General features: G+C 65.4%; 1 protein-coding gene. It reads right to left on the bottom strand.

What is annotated here, in order from left to right; all coding sequences use genetic code 11:
* Positions 1-5: 5 nt before the first annotated feature.
* Entirely contained in the window at positions 6-152 is a 147-nt protein-coding gene (tnpB, locus tag J8I34_RS34590) for an IS66 family insertion sequence element accessory protein TnpB (RefSeq protein ID WP_209808677.1), read from the bottom strand.
* Positions 153-228: the final 76 nt, after the last annotated feature.

The raw sequence follows: 228 nt of genomic DNA, 5'->3' as shown, positions 1-228 counted from the left end.
CAGGTTTACAACGCCGAGATCGGCTCCGCCGTGCGCACCGGCTGTCGCCAGTCGATGCCTTCCAGCAGCATTGAGAGTTGCGCCTGGCTCAGGCTGACGACACCCCCATCCGCACGCGGCCAGACGAAGCGGCCGCGCTCAAGCCGTTTCATGTAACTGCTCAATAACCCGGGGCAATCCCTCAGGCGCTGCGTCGCCCCTGACCGGGTTCATCGGGCCAGGATGCAG

It is taken from the genome of Cupriavidus phytohabitans (genome assembly GCF_017815025.1).
Lineage (GTDB): Bacteria > Pseudomonadota > Gammaproteobacteria > Burkholderiales > Burkholderiaceae > Cupriavidus.
Note: the sequence above shows the minus strand (reverse complement) of the source record. Positions and strands in the feature narration are given on the sequence as shown.